The organism is Enterobacter cloacae complex sp. FDA-CDC-AR_0132 (assembly GCF_003010695.1).
In the GTDB taxonomy this organism is placed as follows: Bacteria; Pseudomonadota; Gammaproteobacteria; order Enterobacterales; family Enterobacteriaceae; genus Enterobacter; species Enterobacter ludwigii.
Map to the genome: position 1 here is coordinate 2738367 of NZ_CP027618.1, position 15839 is coordinate 2754205.

13 protein-coding genes and 1 tRNA gene are annotated in these 15839 nt (G+C 54.8%); 11 read left to right on the forward strand and 3 right to left on the reverse strand.

Features of this window, described 5'->3' with window-relative positions; all coding sequences use genetic code 11:
- Positions 1-123 precede the first annotated feature (123 nt).
- The 6 genes from fimA (at position 124) to sfmF (ending at position 6137) form a co-directional block, all read left to right on the forward strand.
- Positions 124-687 carry a type 1 fimbrial major subunit FimA gene (gene fimA, locus AM379_RS13220; RefSeq protein WP_020885158.1) on the forward strand — a complete coding sequence of 188 codons (564 nt, stop codon included), beginning with the start codon at positions 124-126 and terminating at the stop codon, positions 685-687.
- 67 nt (positions 688-754) lie between these two features.
- Positions 755-1300, forward strand: coding sequence for a type 1 fimbrial protein subunit FimI (fimI, locus tag AM379_RS13225; RefSeq protein ID WP_020885157.1), 546 nt, complete (start codon positions 755-757; stop codon positions 1298-1300).
- A gap of 34 nt (positions 1301-1334) precedes the next feature.
- Positions 1335-2027: a type 1 fimbria chaperone FimC gene (gene fimC / locus AM379_RS13230; protein WP_020885156.1), complete on the forward strand. Its 693-nt coding sequence runs from the start codon at positions 1335-1337 to the stop codon at positions 2025-2027.
- A 14-nt stretch (positions 2028-2041) separates the two neighbouring features.
- Positions 2042-4603: a fimbrial biogenesis usher protein gene (locus AM379_RS13235; protein ID WP_106503780.1), complete on the forward strand. Its 2562-nt coding sequence runs from the start codon at positions 2042-2044 to the stop codon at positions 4601-4603.
- Entirely contained in the window at positions 4596-5603 is a 1008-nt protein-coding gene (gene fimH, locus AM379_RS13240) for a type 1 fimbria D-mannose specific adhesin FimH (protein ID WP_020885154.1), read from the forward strand. The genes AM379_RS13235 and fimH overlap by 8 nt, the downstream gene beginning before the upstream one ends.
- Before the next feature lie 9 nt (positions 5604-5612).
- Complete coding sequence (gene sfmF, locus AM379_RS13245; RefSeq protein WP_106503781.1) at positions 5613-6137, forward strand: fimbria assembly protein; 525 nt, start codon at positions 5613-5615, stop codon at positions 6135-6137.
- A 51-nt stretch (positions 6138-6188) separates the two neighbouring features.
- On the opposite strand, the gene fimZ is transcribed toward sfmF, so the two are convergent.
- The 3 genes from fimZ to AM379_RS13265 form a co-directional block, all read right to left on the reverse strand.
- On the reverse strand, positions 6189-6821 hold the full coding sequence (gene fimZ / locus AM379_RS13250; protein WP_014168952.1) for a fimbria biosynthesis transcriptional regulator FimZ: 633 nt from the start codon (positions 6819-6821) through the stop codon (positions 6189-6191).
- 812 nt (positions 6822-7633) lie between these two features.
- Positions 7634-8350, reverse strand: a complete 717-nt coding sequence (locus tag AM379_RS13260; protein WP_106503782.1) for a helix-turn-helix transcriptional regulator — start codon at positions 8348-8350, stop codon at positions 7634-7636.
- A gap of 24 nt (positions 8351-8374) precedes the next feature.
- A complete protein-coding gene (locus AM379_RS13265) occupies positions 8375-9073 on the reverse strand; it encodes an EAL domain-containing protein (RefSeq protein WP_047744085.1) in 699 nt (232 codons plus the stop codon).
- Between the two features lie 278 nt (positions 9074-9351).
- Here AM379_RS13265 and AM379_RS13270 point away from each other — a divergent pair.
- From AM379_RS13270 to AM379_RS13290, 5 genes are all read left to right on the forward strand, one after another.
- Positions 9352-9428, forward strand: a tRNA-Arg gene (locus AM379_RS13270).
- A 330-nt stretch (positions 9429-9758) separates the two neighbouring features.
- Positions 9759-10775: an iron ABC transporter substrate-binding protein gene (locus AM379_RS13275; protein ID WP_106503783.1), complete on the forward strand. Its 1017-nt coding sequence runs from the start codon at positions 9759-9761 to the stop codon at positions 10773-10775.
- 24 nt (positions 10776-10799) lie between these two features.
- Positions 10800-12374, forward strand: a complete 1575-nt coding sequence (locus tag AM379_RS13280; protein WP_059306880.1) for an ABC transporter permease — start codon at positions 10800-10802, stop codon at positions 12372-12374.
- Position 12375: 1 nt separating this feature from the next.
- Complete coding sequence (locus tag AM379_RS13285; protein WP_106503785.1) at positions 12376-13416, forward strand: ABC transporter ATP-binding protein; 1041 nt, start codon at positions 12376-12378, stop codon at positions 13414-13416.
- A gap of 217 nt (positions 13417-13633) precedes the next feature.
- Positions 13634-15817, forward strand: a complete 2184-nt coding sequence (locus AM379_RS13290) for a TonB-dependent receptor (protein ID WP_025204782.1) — start codon at positions 13634-13636, stop codon at positions 15815-15817.
- The last annotated feature ends 22 nt before the right edge of the window (positions 15818-15839 follow it).

The window sequence follows — 15839 nt, forward strand, 5'->3', positions numbered from 1 at the left end:
TTTTAAAATACATTCATGAGCTACTTTGTCTCCTCCGAAATAAGCTTTCAATTAATCAATTGAACGTATTTCTTATTCCCGATTATTCGCGGGAAGGGTTATTTATATTTTAAAGGAATAGACATGAAACTCAGCAACATTGCTTCTACTGTTATTGCTACTCTGGCCCTGGTTGCGGGTGCCGCAAATGCAGAAGATACAGCCACTCCGGTTACCGTAAATGGCGGTACCGTACACTTTAAAGGTGAACTGGTTAATGCTGCATGTTCAGTAAATACTGATTCTTCCGAGCAGACGGTTAACCTGGGCCAATACCGTACCGCGAAGTTCACGAAAGTGGGTGACACCACCTCTAATATTCCGTTCACCATTGAACTGAATGATTGTGACCCACTGGTTGCGAAAACGGCCGCAGTTGCGTTCACCGGTCAGATCGACGCGACCGACAAAACCCTGCTGGCGGTAACCTCTGGTAACAACGACAACTCCGCGAAGGGCGTGGGCATCGAGATCCTCGACAGCAAATCCACCACCCTGACTCCAGATGGTTCAACCTTCTCTGCCGCGCAGAACCTGATCGAAGGGACTAACACCCTGAACTTCACCGCGCGTTACAAATCAACGGCTGCGACCACCGAGCCAGGCCAGGCAAACGCTGACGCCACTTTCGTAATGAAATACGAGTAATTCCTCCGCACAGGGATGTTCAGGCCTCAGGGAAGAGGCCGTCATACGCAAAGGCCAGGAACGAAGGATGACAAGGACCGGAACACTACTGCTGTTAACCCTTGCGATGGCCTGCCAGGCCTCAGCACATACCGTGGTGATCGACGGCGGCAAAGTTCATCTCAGAGGTGAGCTGGTGAACGGCGGCTGCGCCGTGGCACCCGACAGCCAGAACATGCGCATCGAAATGGGGCAGTACCGAACCAATTCATTTTCCGGTGTGGGCAGTTTTTCCACGGTCAATGTGCCCTTCACCGTGCGGCTGCTGGATTGCAGCGTGGATGTCTCGCGCACCGTGGGGATCCAGTTTCAGGGCGTTACGCCAGCAGAAGATCCGCAGGTTTTTCTGGCGACATCGCGGCCAGGTGAATCACCGATAAGCAGCGGCGTCGGGCTGGCTCTTTTTGACGAACAACAACGTCAGATTATCCCGAACGCAACGGCCGTCAGCTGGTTGCCGGTGAATACCAGTGAGCTTGCGTTTCATTTTAGCGCCCGCTATCGGGCTATTTCCGAACACCTCGTGCCAGGCAATATTCAGTCGGATGTCTGGTTTACGTTGATTTATCCATAACACCTGCGAACACATTATTAAAGGTACGGTTGTGATGAATACCCTAATTAAACCAGGACTGTTTTTATCGTTAATTTTAATGATGGTTTCTGCATGCGCAAATGCTTCCGGCGGTATTGCGCTGGGGGCCACCCGCGTTATTTATCCGGCAGATGCAAAGCAAACTTCGCTGGCGATCACCAACAGCAATAAACAAGAGCGCTATTTAATCAACGCGTGGATCGAAAATGCGAACGGGCAAAAAGAAAAAACCTTTGCCGTGACCCCGCCGCTGTTTGTCAGCGAGCCGGACAGCGAAAACACGCTGCGCATTATTTATGCCGGGCCCGCGCTGCCTGCCGATCGTGAATCGCTCTTCTACATGAACGTGAAAGCGATCCCGTCCGTGAACAAAGCGAAAACGGAAAACAATAACGTGCTGCAGCTGGCTATCCTGTCGCGGATCAAGCTGTTTGTCCGCCCGACAAATCTGCCGATGCAGCCGGAAGAGGCGCTCTCGCAGCTGCGTTTTGAGCGCGTCGGCAACCACCTCAAAGTCAGTAACGCTTCGCCGTATTACATCACGCTGGTCAATATGAAGCTGGGCGGACAGACGCTGGATAACCTGATGGTTGCGCCTAAAAACTCGGCGCAGCAGGTACTGCCAGCCGCCGCAAGCGGTACGCTCTCCTGGCAGAGCGTGAATGACTACGGTGCCATTACGCCGGCGCGTAGCGTCAACCTGTGAGCAGAGTCAGCGCGATGAATAATCACCAGGGACGTTACTGCCCGGTCGCACTGGCGCTGATGGCAGCGCTCTGGCCACAGGCTGGCTGGAGCGAAAGCTACTTTAACCCGGCCTTCTTGTCCGATGACACCGCCAACGTGGCGGATTTATCGCGTTTTGAACAAGGTCACCAGCAGGCGCCTGGCGTTTATCGCGTGGATATCTGGCGTAACGATGAGTTTATCGCGACGCAGGATGTGCGCTTCGAGCAGGCCGACAATACACCGCCGGTTGCCGGTGGGCTGTCGCCGTGCATTACGCGCGTGATGCTGGAGCGTTTTGGCGTCAATATCGCGGCCTTTCCTGAGCTGGTTAACGTGAAAGGGGATACCTGTATTCCCCTGGCGAAGGCGATTCCCGGCAGTGAGATCGCGTTCAACTTCGCCTCGCTGCGCCTGAATATCAGCCTGCCACAGGTGGCGATGCAGAACAGCGCACGCGGTTATATTCCGCCCGATCAATGGGATGAAGGGATCCCTGCCGCGCTGGTGAACTACAGCTTTACCGGCAACCGCGGGAGCGAGGACGACAGTTATTATCTGAACCTGCAGAGCGGGCTGAACTATGGCGCGTGGCGTTTACGCAATAATGGCGCATGGCGTTACACGCAGAATAACGGGCAGCGGCACAGCAACTGGCAGAATATTGGCACCTGGGCGCAGCGCACCGTGATCCCGCTGAAAAGCGAGCTGGTGCTGGGCGACAGCAATACCGGTAATGACGTTTTCGACAGCGTGGGTTTTCGCGGCGGGCGGCTCTTCTCGTCTGACAGCATGTACCCGGACAGCCTGCAGGGCTACGCGCCAACCGTTCGCGGCATCGCCCGAACGCCCGCCAAAGTGGTCGTTCGACAAAACGGCTACGTTATCTATCAAAGCTATGTACAGCCTGGCGCCTTTGCCATCACCGATCTTAACCCAACCTCGTCAAGCGGTGATCTTGAGGTGACGGTTGAAGAGAAGGATGGCAGCCAGCAGCGCTATACCGTGCCGTATTCCACCGTGCCCCTCCTGCAGCGCGAAGGGCGCTGGAAGTATGACCTGGTGGCCGGGGATTACCGCAGCGGCAACAGCGAACAGGATACGCCATTCTTCACGCAGGGTACGTTGATTACCGGGCTTGGCGACGGCTACACGCTGTACGGCGGTACCCAACTCGCGTCACGTTATACCGCGGTAGCCATCGGGGCGGGGAAAAACCTCGGTGACTGGGGGGCGGTGTCGCTCGATATCACCCATGCCCGCAGCCAGCTCGCGGATGACAGCCGCCATGAAGGGCAGTCGCTGCGTTTCCTCTATGCAAAATCGCTTAACGGATTCGGAACCAACTTCCAGCTGCTGGGCTACCGCTACTCCACAAAAGGGTTCTACACCCTGGACGATGTCGCGTGGCGTTCGATGGAAGGCTACCAGTATGCCGACAACCAGGATGATGACGGTGTGCCGGATGTGGAGAGTTATCACAACCTGACGTGGAATAAAAAAGGGCGCTTCCAGCTCAATATTTCCCAGTCGCTGGGGGATTACGGCTCGGTCTATATCTCCGGTAGTGAACAGACGTACTGGGGCACCGATGAGTCCAACCTCTGGTATCAGCTGGGGTACGCGGGTGGCGTGAAGGGCGTCAACTACTCCGTGTCCTGGTCATGGAACAAATCGGTCGGGATAGACGGCACGGACCGAATCGCGTCGTTTAACGTCTCCGTACCGTTCAGCCTCTTTACCCGCCAGGGTTTTCGTCGGGACAGCGCCATTGACCGCGCCTATGCCACGGCGTCAGCCAGCCGTAATAGTGATGGCGACACAAGCTGGCAAACCGGGGTCAGTGGGACGTTGCTGGAAGATCGCAACCTGAACTACAGCGTGACCCAGGGCCACACCAGCAATAACGGCTCAAGCGGAAGCGCCAGCGCGAACTGGCAGGCAACCTACGGCACGCTGGGGGTTGGCTACAACTACGCACGCGACCAGCACGATCTCAACTGGCAGCTCTCCGGCGGCGTGGTCGGCCATGCGGATGGCGTAACCTTCAGCCAGCCGCTGGGTGATACCAACGTTCTGATCAAAGCGCCGGGAGCATCGGGCGTGAGCGTGGAAAACCAGACCGGTGTGAAAACCGACTGGCGTGGCTATGCGGTGATGCCGTATGCCACCGTCTACCGCTATAACCGCGTGGCGCTGGATACCAACACCATGAGCAATAACACCGATATCGAAAATAACGTGAGCAGCGTGGTGCCGACAAAAGGGGCGCTGGTGCGCGCCAGCTTTGATACCCGTATTGGCGTGCGCGCCCTGCTGACCGTCACGCGCGGCAACCAGCCTGTGCCATTCGGTGCCGTGGTGCGTGAAACCCAGAGCGGCGTCACCAGTATGGTGGGCGATGACGGACAGATTTACCTGAGCGGCCTGCCGCTGGAAGGTGAACTGCTGATCCAGTGGGGCAACGGGATGCAATCCCAGTGTCGGGCGCACTACAGCTTGCCAGAAAAGAGCCTGCAACAGGCAATCACACTTAAGGGGATTCGCTGTGAGTAAAATCCATTGCCTGGCTTTATCACTTCTCTCTATTTTGCCCGTGGGGAATGCCTTAGCCACCGTGTGTGTGAATGAAAAGGGCGTCCCTACGGAGGTGCATTACGACCTGACGGATAAATTTAACAGTTCGAATAACCAGATCGGACAGGTGGTGACGCTCAGCGAGAAATCGCAGTGGGTGGGGGTGAACGCCGTCTGCCCGAAGGGTACCACCGGGAACACGACCAAACGTAGTTATGTTACCGATTACCCGGTCACGGGAACAAGTGATGGCTATCAGTACCTGAAGCTAAACGACTATCTGGATGGGGCAATGAAAATTACGGACAGCTTTGCTGGCGTATTTTATCCGCCCAAAAGTTACATCCAGATGGGGAGTCACCCGAACGTCTCTAAAAACAAACCGTTTGGCGTTCAGGATTCCAGCCTCGTCTTTCGCCTCAAAGTGACCCGACGGTTTATAAATATGGTGGTGATCCCGCGGGCGACCATGTTCCGCGTCTATGTCACCACTACCTCTTCTGATCCGTTAACCTCGCCGGTCTACACCATCAGCTACAGCGGGACCATTCAGGTGCCGCAAAGCTGCGCCATCAATGCGGGGAATATCGTGGAGTTTGACTTCGGCGATATCGGGGCCTCCCTGTTCAGCAAGGCCGGGGCGGGTAACAAACCGGAGGGGGTAACCGCGCAAAGCAAAACTATCGCCATCAAATGCACCAACGTGGAAGCGAACGCAATGCTGACGATGCGCGTTGAGGCAGAAAAGGTCTCCAGCAACGCGGTGGTGTCGGATAACCCCGATGTGGGGTTTGTGATTGCCAACGAAAGCGGTACCCCGCTAACGCCCAACAACCTGACCAGCAAAATTCCGTTCCGGCTCGACGACAGTGCGCAGGCGCAGGTGGGGATCCGGGTCTGGCCGGTCAGCGTGACGGGGAATAAGCCTGCGGAAGGCCGTTTCACGTCGCGGGGTTATCTGCGTGTGGATTACGATTAAGGGGAAGAGATGCGGAACCGGAACTGGCATTTCGCCGCGATGACACTGATGATGCTTCACGCCAGCGCGCAGGCAGCCACTGCGCTGGGGGAGATCAATATTCAGATGTACGGCAACATTGTTGATTTTACCTGTGTGGCCGAGGGCAGCGATAGCGACAAGACCGTCACGCTGGGAACCTGGCCCACGAAACAGCTCAGCACCACGGGAAGCCGCACGCAGCCTATGCCGTTTACGCTGAAGCTGACCGGCTGTCCGCCTGGTGCGGCGTCCATCACGTTTTCGGGTAAAGCCGACGGAAGCAATAACGGGTTACTGGCGCTCAATGACGCCAGTACGGCAAGCAACGTTGCCGTCGAGATCAGGGATGCGGATAAAACGCGTCTGGCACTTCAGCAGGCCAGCAAGCCGGTAGCGGTTGATGCGCAGGGAAATGCGACATTGTCATTTTATGCCAATTATATTGCCACTGCTGATAACCCTCAGCCCGGACGGGCTGATGCTGATGCCACCTTCATGATTAATTATAATTAGCGCTGACCGCACTCCCTGCAGCTCGGATAAGCTGCAGGGAGTGAATTCAGGTTATAGCAGTTCGTGTGCTTTGGCATAATCAATTAATTCAACGATGCTTTGCACACCCAGCTTGGAATAAATATTGGATTTATGTGCGCTGATGGTTTTGTTGCTTAATAGCAACTGCTCTGCAATCTCCTTATTGGATAAACCATTTGCCAGGTAACGTAATACCGTCACCTCACGATTCGATAATGGCATATCCGCGACCATCCCTTTCCCCGAACCCAAATGGTTTATAAAATTCAACGTTTCCGACGGGAAAAAAGAATAGCCCATCAGGATCATTTCAACGGCGTTGTAGATCTCGCCCAAATCTTTTCGTTTACTGACAAAACCATTTGCCCCGGCGCGAATGGCGCGTCCCGCGTAAAAAGACTCGGATTTTGAAGAGAGGAACAGGACCTTGATGTCTTTATTTAAGTTTCTGATTCTCTTCAGTAAAGCGAAGCCGTCTGTGCCCGTAAGTTCGATGTCCAGGATCACCAGATCGATAGGGTGGTTACGGATACAGTCAAGGACTTCATGGCTGTCGCCAGACTTGAGTTTGACTGTGATGTTTTTATTTTTCTGTAGCAGGACTTCTATCGACATTCTGACGATAGGGTGTTCGTCCATAATGATAACGGATGCCGGTTTCATTTTTAATGCCTCAGACTGTTAAAAGCGTTATGCCGAGTTTGGTTAAAACTCTCGAAATGCCGGAAGGATAAATGTGCAGATCCTTATACCGTAGTATTTCCCTGGAAAGAGCGAAAGCATCCTTGTTAACGTAGTGAAGAAATCTATGCCTCAGCGCGGTCATCTCATTTGGCTGGTGTTGGCAAAAAGGTTTTTCTTATTCATATTTGATACGCGTCTTATTATACCGTGTAAGTTTTTTCCGAAAACCCTGTAAATTACCCCTCGCTTATTACTTTGTATTATCTTCTGGATCCGAATAGCTATTTTTTTAAAATTAGCTTAAATATCCTGTTATCCCATTTACCGCATCTTTTGATCTTTATGTAATAACAAAAAATGACATATCACACTGTATGTTGATCAAATGTTAACAAATCGACGGCCGTTTTCAGGGGCTGAAAGCGGGAACGGATGGTGAAAAAGTGTTCACAGAGGGCACCAGACCTTCGTTTGAAAGTGATCGGGTCGTCGCCGGAAAGGGCACCCGTCGTACAGCAGAACATACTACAGACTTCGCTTTTGACTGCCAGGCAGTCTCGCCGAGCCGCTTGTTTTTACATCATTATCGTCTTATTAACTCCTTTATCAAACACTTAACGCACGGAGGAAAGTGCTGCAGATTATTCATTCTGTGACATTTCACATGGTTTAAGCCCGTAAATTAGGAATAGTTATAAAATTGAAATTATTGTTAAAATTTAACAAATAAGTAACATGATTGATAAGTAAATTCCTAAAGGTCTTTAGGAAATAAGGGCTTAGTGGGTGGGTTAGAAGGTGCAGTCTGAGAGGTTATTGAGAAGGTGCAGCAGTTCCTGGCGATGGGTCAGACCCAGTTTCAACAGAATGCAGCTGAGACGATAGATAATGCGGCTATAGGGGCGATTCTGCATCAACGCTATCTGGCGAAGGGTCTTCCCCCGCGATAACTCCTGCAAAATAGGCCATTCGGTGCGGGAGAACCAGTCTTTATCGCAGCCCTGGGGAGGGCGGGTATCCATCAGGCTGTGCTGGAAAGCAGACGGCGTCAGTTGACGTTCGAGCACGTGAAAAGGGCCCGCCGCTTTGCAGAACAGGCGAGTATCGTAATTATCCGCCCTGACTAACAGATAGGGCGTCAGAAAAGGGGGATAGAGGCTATGCCTTCTGAGCTGATCCAGCTTGTCGATCAGCGCAGTGGAGCGGCTTTCAATATCCACCACCAGACGGGCGGATGGCCACTGGGCCAGGGCGCTAAACGCATCCTCCAGCGTGGGATAGTCGCAACAGCTGCTCAGGGGAAATTGGCCGTTGAGAAAACCGGTGCGCAGAAAATGATCCTCCGTCACCAGAATGATAAACGGAGCGTCTGTTTTGCGGGGCTGGCTGATGGACTGACTCATAAATTCGAGCCGGTCGAAGAAGGGGGGAGCAAAAGGCGAGCGCGTAAATCCCAGTGCATCACTTCCTGTACGCCGCCGCCGGTAACGGCGCACTGTCATTCGCATGGCCTCCCCCCTGGAAATGGCTTTTTAATCCTCCGGCCATGTCCAGGACGGCCAGTAATAGCCCTGGCCGAGTTCTGCGCCTGCCTGCAGTGCCCAGGTACAATCCTGCTCAGTCTCAATACCTTCAATAAGCACTTTCCCGGCAAGCTGAAAGCACCGGGACACCAGTTGCCGTAGCGCGGGCGTGGCGCGTAAACGCCAGAATGCATCCTTATCGATTTTTACGCCGCTTAACGGTAACCGGCAGGATAAAAAGGGCGGGATGAGTGTTTCATCAATGTCATCCAGCCAGATACCGTGACCTTGTCTTATGAGCTGCAACAGGCTCCGGGTAACGGTCTGCCTCTGCGCGGCTGACAGCGTTAAAAAAGCACTGGGGTCGACAAGTTCAATATTCAGCGGCGGACATTTTATCCGGCTAAGCCGCTGAAAAGCGTCGGGCTCTGTCAGGACGGTTATCGGCAGATTAATGAAAAAATTATTACAGTGCGGGGTATTTTTTAACGCGGTGAGCTGTGCTTCAAGCAGCGTTATCGACCAGTCTGCAGACTGATGGCGGAAAAAGGCTTCGCTATGCTGCGTTTCAGACAGGACGCTAAGGACCTCCACGCCGACCCTGCGTAAAGAGGAGAGGGCGACGATGGGCTCAAGTTTGATGCCGACGATGTCCTGAGAAAGGTACTGTAACCGGGGGGGCGTATAGGTCAGGTTTTGCGCTGTCACTCCATGGTCCTGTTGTCTGTCAGCCTCCAGGCGGCCGGGATACCTCACACTAGTGTGACGAGCTGACGCTCAGGAAAACAGCAGGCGTTACTTAAATGCAACTAAGCCTTTTCGCAGCGCGAAATTCTACGACGGAAAAGCGATGAATGTTGAAAAAACAGCCGTATTTACAATCGGCTAGCGGTAATTGCCCCTGAAAGCCGAAAAGGCATTGACTCACCTGTCATTGACCGTATAATTCCAGGCGTTTCACCACCGCGAAGTTCACTCTTCTCAGTGCGCCCTTAGCTCAGTTGGATAGAGCAACGGCCTTCTAAGCCGTAGGTCGTAGGTTCGAATCCTACAGGGCGTGCCATTTACTGCCTTCACCCTTTTTCGCTTCCACTCTCCCGTTTTACGCTAAATACACGTTTATGCCGATCTCATTCTGTCGATTAAATAATCGGGAAATAAATAGAACGCTAATGAATATTTGTTATTTTTCCAGCCTAAGGTTTTCTTAATCTTTATTTCATCCATTTTTATAATCTGGATTTTTATCATATTTATCCGCTGTATAAGAATATTTTACACTTTTACGACTAAACTTGATTGATACTAATTATCATTAGCGTTTTTGTATGCTTTAATCCTGTCCCACAACGCTATGCGTGGTAAATCACCCTGGTCTATAAAGGATATGTTCATGAATTCTCGCCTGTTGTCATGCTTCTCGCTTGCCTTGTTGTCTTCATCTCTTTTCCTTTCCACACAAGCAATTGCCGCTGATAACAACGAAGGTATCGTTGTTTATAACGCGCAGCATGAAAATCTGGTGAAGGCGTGGGTTGACGGTTTTACCAAAGAAACAGGTATTAAGGTGACGCTGCGTAATGGCGATGACAGCGAGCTGGGTAATCAGCTGGTTCAGGAAGGCACGGCATCACCTGCAGACGTGTTTCTGACGGAAAACTCGCCTTCAATGGTTCTGGTGGATAATGCCAAACTGTTCGCGCCACTGGATGCAGAGACCCTGAAGCAGGTGCCTGCGGAATTTCGTCCTGTGCACGGGCGCTGGATCGGGATTGCTGCGCGTAGCACGGTGTTTGTCTATAACCCGGAAAAATTGAGCGAACAGCAATTGCCAACATCGCTGATGGATCTGGCGAAACCTGAGTGGAAAGGCCGCTGGGCGGCATCGCCGTCAGGCGCGGATTTCCAGGCGATCGTGAGTGCGATGCTGGCCCTGAAAGGCGAGCAGGCCACCCTTGAGTGGCTGAAGGCGATGAAAACCAATTTTGTGGCCTACAAAGGTAACAGCACCGTGATGAAAGCCGTTAACGCCGGCCAGATTGATGGCGGTGTGATTTATCACTACTACCGTTTTGTCGATCAGTCCAAAACGGGTGAAAACAGCAAAAACACCCAACTCTACTACTTCAAACATCAGGATCCGGGCGCCTTTGTCAGCCTTTCCGGCGGTGGCGTACTGGCGTCCAGCAAACACAAAGAACAGGCTCAGGCATTCATCAAGTGGATCACCGGTAAAGAAGGTCAGGAGAGCCTGCGCACCAACAACGCGTTTGAATATGCGGTTGGCGTGAACGCGGCCTCTAACCCGAAACTGGTTCCGCTGAAAGATCTGGATGCGCCGAAAGTGGAACCTTCAACGCTTAACAGCAAAAAAGTTATCGAGCTGATGACGCAAGCCGGCCTGCTGTGATCCTGAGAGTTAAGTGAACGCCTTATGTCTGGTCTGAGTCTCGACATCGGAAAAAACAGGATGCAGGAGCCTGCCCGCAGGCGACCTGCGCTGCCGATGGTTGCGTTAGCTGTCTTATTTTCATTAATGGCGCTTCTGCCTCTGGGTTTTATCATTGCCATTGGCATTGAGACGGGCTGGGAGACCATTAAGACGCTGGTGTTCCGCCCGCGTGTTGCTGAACTGCTCAGCAACACGCTGTGGCTGACGGCCTTAGCGGTTCCGCTTTGTATTGTGACCGGCGTGGCGATAGCCTGGCTCACGGAGCGTACCCGGCTGGCCGGGCGGGGAATATGGTCTGCGCTGGCGGTCGCCCCGCTGGCAATCCCCGCGTTTGTACAAAGCTATGCCTGGGTGAGCGTCATCCCCTCCCTGCACGGTCTTTCCGCGGGAGTATTTCTCTCTGTTTTAGCCTACTACCCGTTTATCTACATGCCGGTTGCCGCGGTACTGCGCCGCCTCGACCCGACGCTTGAAGATGTGGCCGCGTCGCTCGGCACGCCGCCGTGGCGGGTCTTTTTCCGCGTAGTGTTGCCGCAGCTCAAGCTTGCTATCTGCGGCGGGGCGCTGCTGGTCGCGCTGCACCTGCTGGCGGAATACGGCCTGTACGTGATGATCCGCTTTGATACGTTCACCACCGCGATTTATGACCAGTTTCAGTCTACCTTCAGCGGCCCGGCAGCCAATATGCTGGCGGGTGTGCTGGCCTTATGCTGTCTGGCCATCTTAATGCTGGAAGGGGTGACGCGCGGAAAAGCACGCTATGCGCGCATCGGCGGCGGGGCCGCACGTGAACAGAAACGCTGGCCGCTGAAGCCGGTCGCGGCCACGCTGGGCCAGCTGTTTTTCCTCACGCTGATCGTGCTGGCGCTGGGCGTACCGTTAATTGTGCTCTGTCGCTGGGTCTGGCTGGGCGGTATTGAGAACTGGATGAGCGTGGACCTCTGGCACTCCCTGCGCCAGACGCTCATGCTCGGCGTGGGTGGCGCACTGCTGACCACGGCCTGCGTGATCCCCATTGCGTGGCTCGGTATCCGTTATCCGCACCGCGTCTTCCGGATGCTGGAAGGGTGTATCTACATCACCAGCTCGCTGCCGGGGATTGTGACCGCTCTCGCGCTGGTAACGGTGACGATTCATTACGCCCGCCCCATTTATCAGACGGAAATTACGCTGTTCCTCGCCTATCTGCTGATGTTTATGCCCCGCGCGCTCATCAACCTGCGGGCCGGGATTGCACAGGCGCCGGTAGAGCTGGAAAACGTGGCGCGTAGCCTTGGCAGCACGCCTGCGAAGGCGCTGTGGAGCGTCACCATGCGGCTGGCCGCGCCGGGTGCCGCCGCGGGGGCTGCGCTTGTTTTCCTCGGCGTCAGCAACGAACTGACCGCCACGCTGCTGCTCTCCCCGCTGGGAACACGCACGCTTTCCACCGGTTTCTGGGCGCTGACCAGTGAGATCGATTATGTTGCCGCCGCGCCGTACGCGATGCTGATGATCCTGATTTCACTCCCGCTGACCGCCATCCTCTACGTGCAGTCGAAAAAAATTGCAGGACTATGACATGCTTGAATTAACGTCCATTTCTAAATCCTTTTCCGGTGTGCAGGTGCTCGACAGCTTAAACCTGAGAGTTGCGCCGGGGAGCCGGACGGCGATAGTCGGGCCGTCCGGGTCAGGGAAAACGACGCTGCTGCGCATTCTTGCCGGCTTTGAAACGCCGGACGCCGGGCGGATAGTGATGCAGGGCCGAACGCTGTTTGACGAAAACAGCTTCGTTCCCGCCCATCTGCGCGGCATTGGCTTTGTTCCCCAGGAGGGGGCGTTATTCCCGCATCTCAGTGTTGCAGACAACATTGCCTGGGGGCTGGACGGCACGCGCCACGAAAAGCGCCAGCGCGTAGAGGCACTGATGGAGATGGTGTCGCTGGACAGGCAGCTCGCCACCCACTGGCCGCATGAGATTTCTGGCGGACAGCAGCAGCGTGTGGCGCTCGCCCGCGCGCTGGCTCAGCGTCCTTCATTGATGCTGCTGGATGAGCCGTTCTCGGCGCTCGATACCGGCCTTCGCGCCATGACCCGCAAAGCGACCGCTGACCTGCTGGCGGAAGCGGGCGTTGCCTCGATTCTGGTGACGCACGATCAAAACGAAGCATTATCTTTTGCCACTCAGGTGGCAGTAATGCGTTCCGGGCGCTTTACCCAGGTGGGTACCCCGTATGACGTCTACACTCAGCCCGTTGATGAAGAGACCGCGCTGTTTCTGGGCGACGCGGTGATCCTGCCCGCTCAGCTTACCGCCGGCCATGCGGTGTGCGCGCTGGGTGAGATACCCACCAACAATACGCATGCCACCGGGCAGGGCCGGGTCATGATGCGCCCTGAACAACTGCGCGTGACGGCGTGCGCGCCGCATGAAAGCCCGGTGTCGATAATTGATGTCGATTTTACCGGTCATTTGTCCACGATCACCCTGGCGTTTGCCGGGCATCAGGAGCCTGTTGTTCTGAAGACCGTAAGCCAGCCTGGCTGGAATCCGGGTACGGCTGTGCGTATTGATGTTGCGGGAACCGCCCGCGTTTTATCGTTCTCCTGCCGCGCCTGAAAGACCGTCCCGGAAACGGGGCGGTTATGCGCCACGCTATCCCGTCCATACGTCCTCCTGATTTCCCGCGCCTGTTAACCGATTTTCTCACGCAGTGACGTACGTTTACGCTTGCCAACAATCATGTAATGCATATAGTTCTCATTTGCATTGCACTTGATTACATTCTAAGGCCCGACAACGGGCCCTTTTTGCGCGCACGTTTAATGAGTTAATTATGAACAACACGAAAAGGCATAAAACGCTGCTGGCTCTCGCCATTGGCGCGGTCACGCACTCCGCCCTGGCGGCGGATGAAAAGAAAGAAGACACCCTGATTGTCCAGTCTGCGCCTGCCAGCGATTTTAAACCCGGCGGCGACCAGCTTGTGCCGGCGTTCCTTGACGGGCAGGTGGCGAACGGTGGACGCATGGGGATGCTGGGGCAGCAGAACGCCATGGACGTGCCGTTTAATATCATCAGCTACACCTCGAAGCTGGTAGAAGATCAGCAGGCGAAAACCATTGCTGATGTGGTCGCTAACGACGCGGGGGTGCAGTACGTGCAGGGTTACGGCAACAGTGCCGAAACCTTCCGTATCCGTGGCCTGAAGTTTGACGGAGATGACATGACCTTCGGCGGCCTGTCCGGCGTTCTGCCGCGTCAGGTGGTGGATGCGCAGATGGTCGACCGCATTGAGATTTTTAAAGGGGCAAACGCCCTGATGAACGGCGCGGCAAGTTCAGGCGTGGGGGGAATGATTAACCTTGAGCCGAAACACGCGGATGAAACGCCGCAGGCAAAAGTGGGCGTCGACTACACCTCCGATTCCCAGTTTGGCACCACGCTGGATGCGGGCCGTCGCTATGGGGACAACGACCAGTTTGGCGCGCGCGTGAACCTCGTCCATCGCGAAGGGGAAAGCGGGGTGCCCAACGATCGCCGCCGCACTACGCTGCTCTCCACCGGCCTCGACTACAAAGGCGACAATTTCCGCACCTCTCTGGATGTGGGGTATCAGAAGAAAACCTTCCATGGCAGCCCGACCAGCGTCAATATCTCCGCCGTGGATTTCGTGCCTGAACCGCCGAAAAACGATCGCAACTTCTCGCAGAAATGGGCCTACAGCAACATCGAAAATGAATTCGGGATGTGGCGCAGCGAGTACGACATTACCGATAACTGGACGGCCTATACCGGCCTCGGCGCACAGCACGCTCACGAAGAAGGGATTTACAGCGCACCGAAGCTGCTGGATAAAAGCGGTAAGGCGACGGTCAGCCGTCTTGATACCAACCGCATCAGCGATTCCGTCAGCGGGATGGCGGGTATTCGCGGTAACTTTGCTACTGGCTTCGTAACGCATAAAGTCAACGTCGGTTACTCCGCGATGACCAAAAACGAAAAAATCGGCTGGAAAATGTCGTCGGCGGCGGATAACCCAACCACCAATATCTATCACAATACCGGTGTGGATATGCCGGACAGCTCCAGTTTCAACGGCTTAGGCGGAAATTACAGCGATCCGCTCACCAGCGGGCGTACCCGGACGCAGGGCTGGCTGTTGAGTGATACGCTGGGCGTGCTGGACGACAAACTGCTGTTTACCGCCGGGGCGCGTCATCAGAAGGTGGTCATTCGCGGATACAACAAAATTACCGGGCAGGAAAATAAAGCAGACGGTTTCGACGGCAGCCGCTGGATGCCTACCTACGGCGTGGTTTACAAGCCGTGGGAGGCGATCTCCCTGTATGCCAACCACACCGAAGCGCTGCAGCCGGGTCAGGCAGCCCCCAACACCGCCACCAACTACGGGCAGAGCACCGGCATCGTTCACTCTAAGCAGAACGAAGTGGGCGTGAAGGCGGATTTTGGTCGCGTGGGCGGCTCCCTGGCGCTGTTTGAAATCAAAATGCCGTCGGCGATCCTCAACAGCAACGGTCATTATGGTCTTGATGCCGAGCAGCGTAACCGCGGCGTGGAGCTGAATGTGTTCGGTGAGCCCCTGCTGGGCGTCCGTCTGAACGCCAGCGCTACCTGGCTGCAGGCGGAGCTGACCAAAACCAACAACGGCCTCAACCAGGGTAATGATGCGATTGGCGTTCCGAATTTCTATGCCGTTCTGGGCGCAGAGTATGACATCAAACCGATTGATGGCCTGACCGCTACCGCGCGCGTGAACCACTCTGGCACGCAATATGCGGACCTGGCGAACACCAAAAAGCTGGACAGCTACACTACGCTGGATCTGGGTATGCGTTATCGCTTCGCCGTTAACCACAATCAAAATCAGATGACGGTGCGTGCGGGTATCGACAACGTGACCAATGAAAACTACTGGTCCAGCGTGGATGATTCAGGTACCTACATCACCCAGGGCGAACCGCGTACCTTTAAAGTCTCGGTGGGCTACGCATTCTGATAACGCCGCTCGTTATCCGGGG

What these genes read in the sequence shown, in the direction of transcription:
- fimA (WP_020885158.1), top strand. Translation starts at nt 124, where the DNA reads ATGAAACTCAGCAACATTGCTTCTACTGTTATTGCTACTCTGGCCCTG.
- fimI (WP_020885157.1), top strand. Translation starts at nt 755, where the DNA reads ATGACAAGGACCGGAACACTACTGCTGTTAACCCTTGCGATGGCCTGC.
- fimC (WP_020885156.1), top strand. Translation starts at nt 1,335, where the DNA reads ATGAATACCCTAATTAAACCAGGACTGTTTTTATCGTTAATTTTAATG.
- AM379_RS13235 (WP_106503780.1), top strand. Translation starts at nt 2,042, where the DNA reads ATGAATAATCACCAGGGACGTTACTGCCCGGTCGCACTGGCGCTGATG.
- sfmF (WP_106503781.1), top strand. Translation starts at nt 5,613, where the DNA reads ATGCGGAACCGGAACTGGCATTTCGCCGCGATGACACTGATGATGCTT.
- fimZ (WP_014168952.1), bottom strand. Translation starts at nt 6,821, where the DNA reads ATGAAACCGGCATCCGTTATCATTATGGACGAACACCCTATCGTCAGA.
- AM379_RS13260 (WP_106503782.1), bottom strand. Translation starts at nt 8,350, where the DNA reads ATGCGAATGACAGTGCGCCGTTACCGGCGGCGGCGTACAGGAAGTGAT.
- AM379_RS13275 (WP_106503783.1), top strand. Translation starts at nt 9,759, where the DNA reads ATGAATTCTCGCCTGTTGTCATGCTTCTCGCTTGCCTTGTTGTCTTCA.
- AM379_RS13280 (WP_059306880.1), top strand. Translation starts at nt 10,800, where the DNA reads ATGTCTGGTCTGAGTCTCGACATCGGAAAAAACAGGATGCAGGAGCCT.
- AM379_RS13285 (WP_106503785.1), top strand. Translation starts at nt 12,376, where the DNA reads ATGCTTGAATTAACGTCCATTTCTAAATCCTTTTCCGGTGTGCAGGTG.
- AM379_RS13290 (WP_025204782.1), top strand. Translation starts at nt 13,634, where the DNA reads ATGAACAACACGAAAAGGCATAAAACGCTGCTGGCTCTCGCCATTGGC.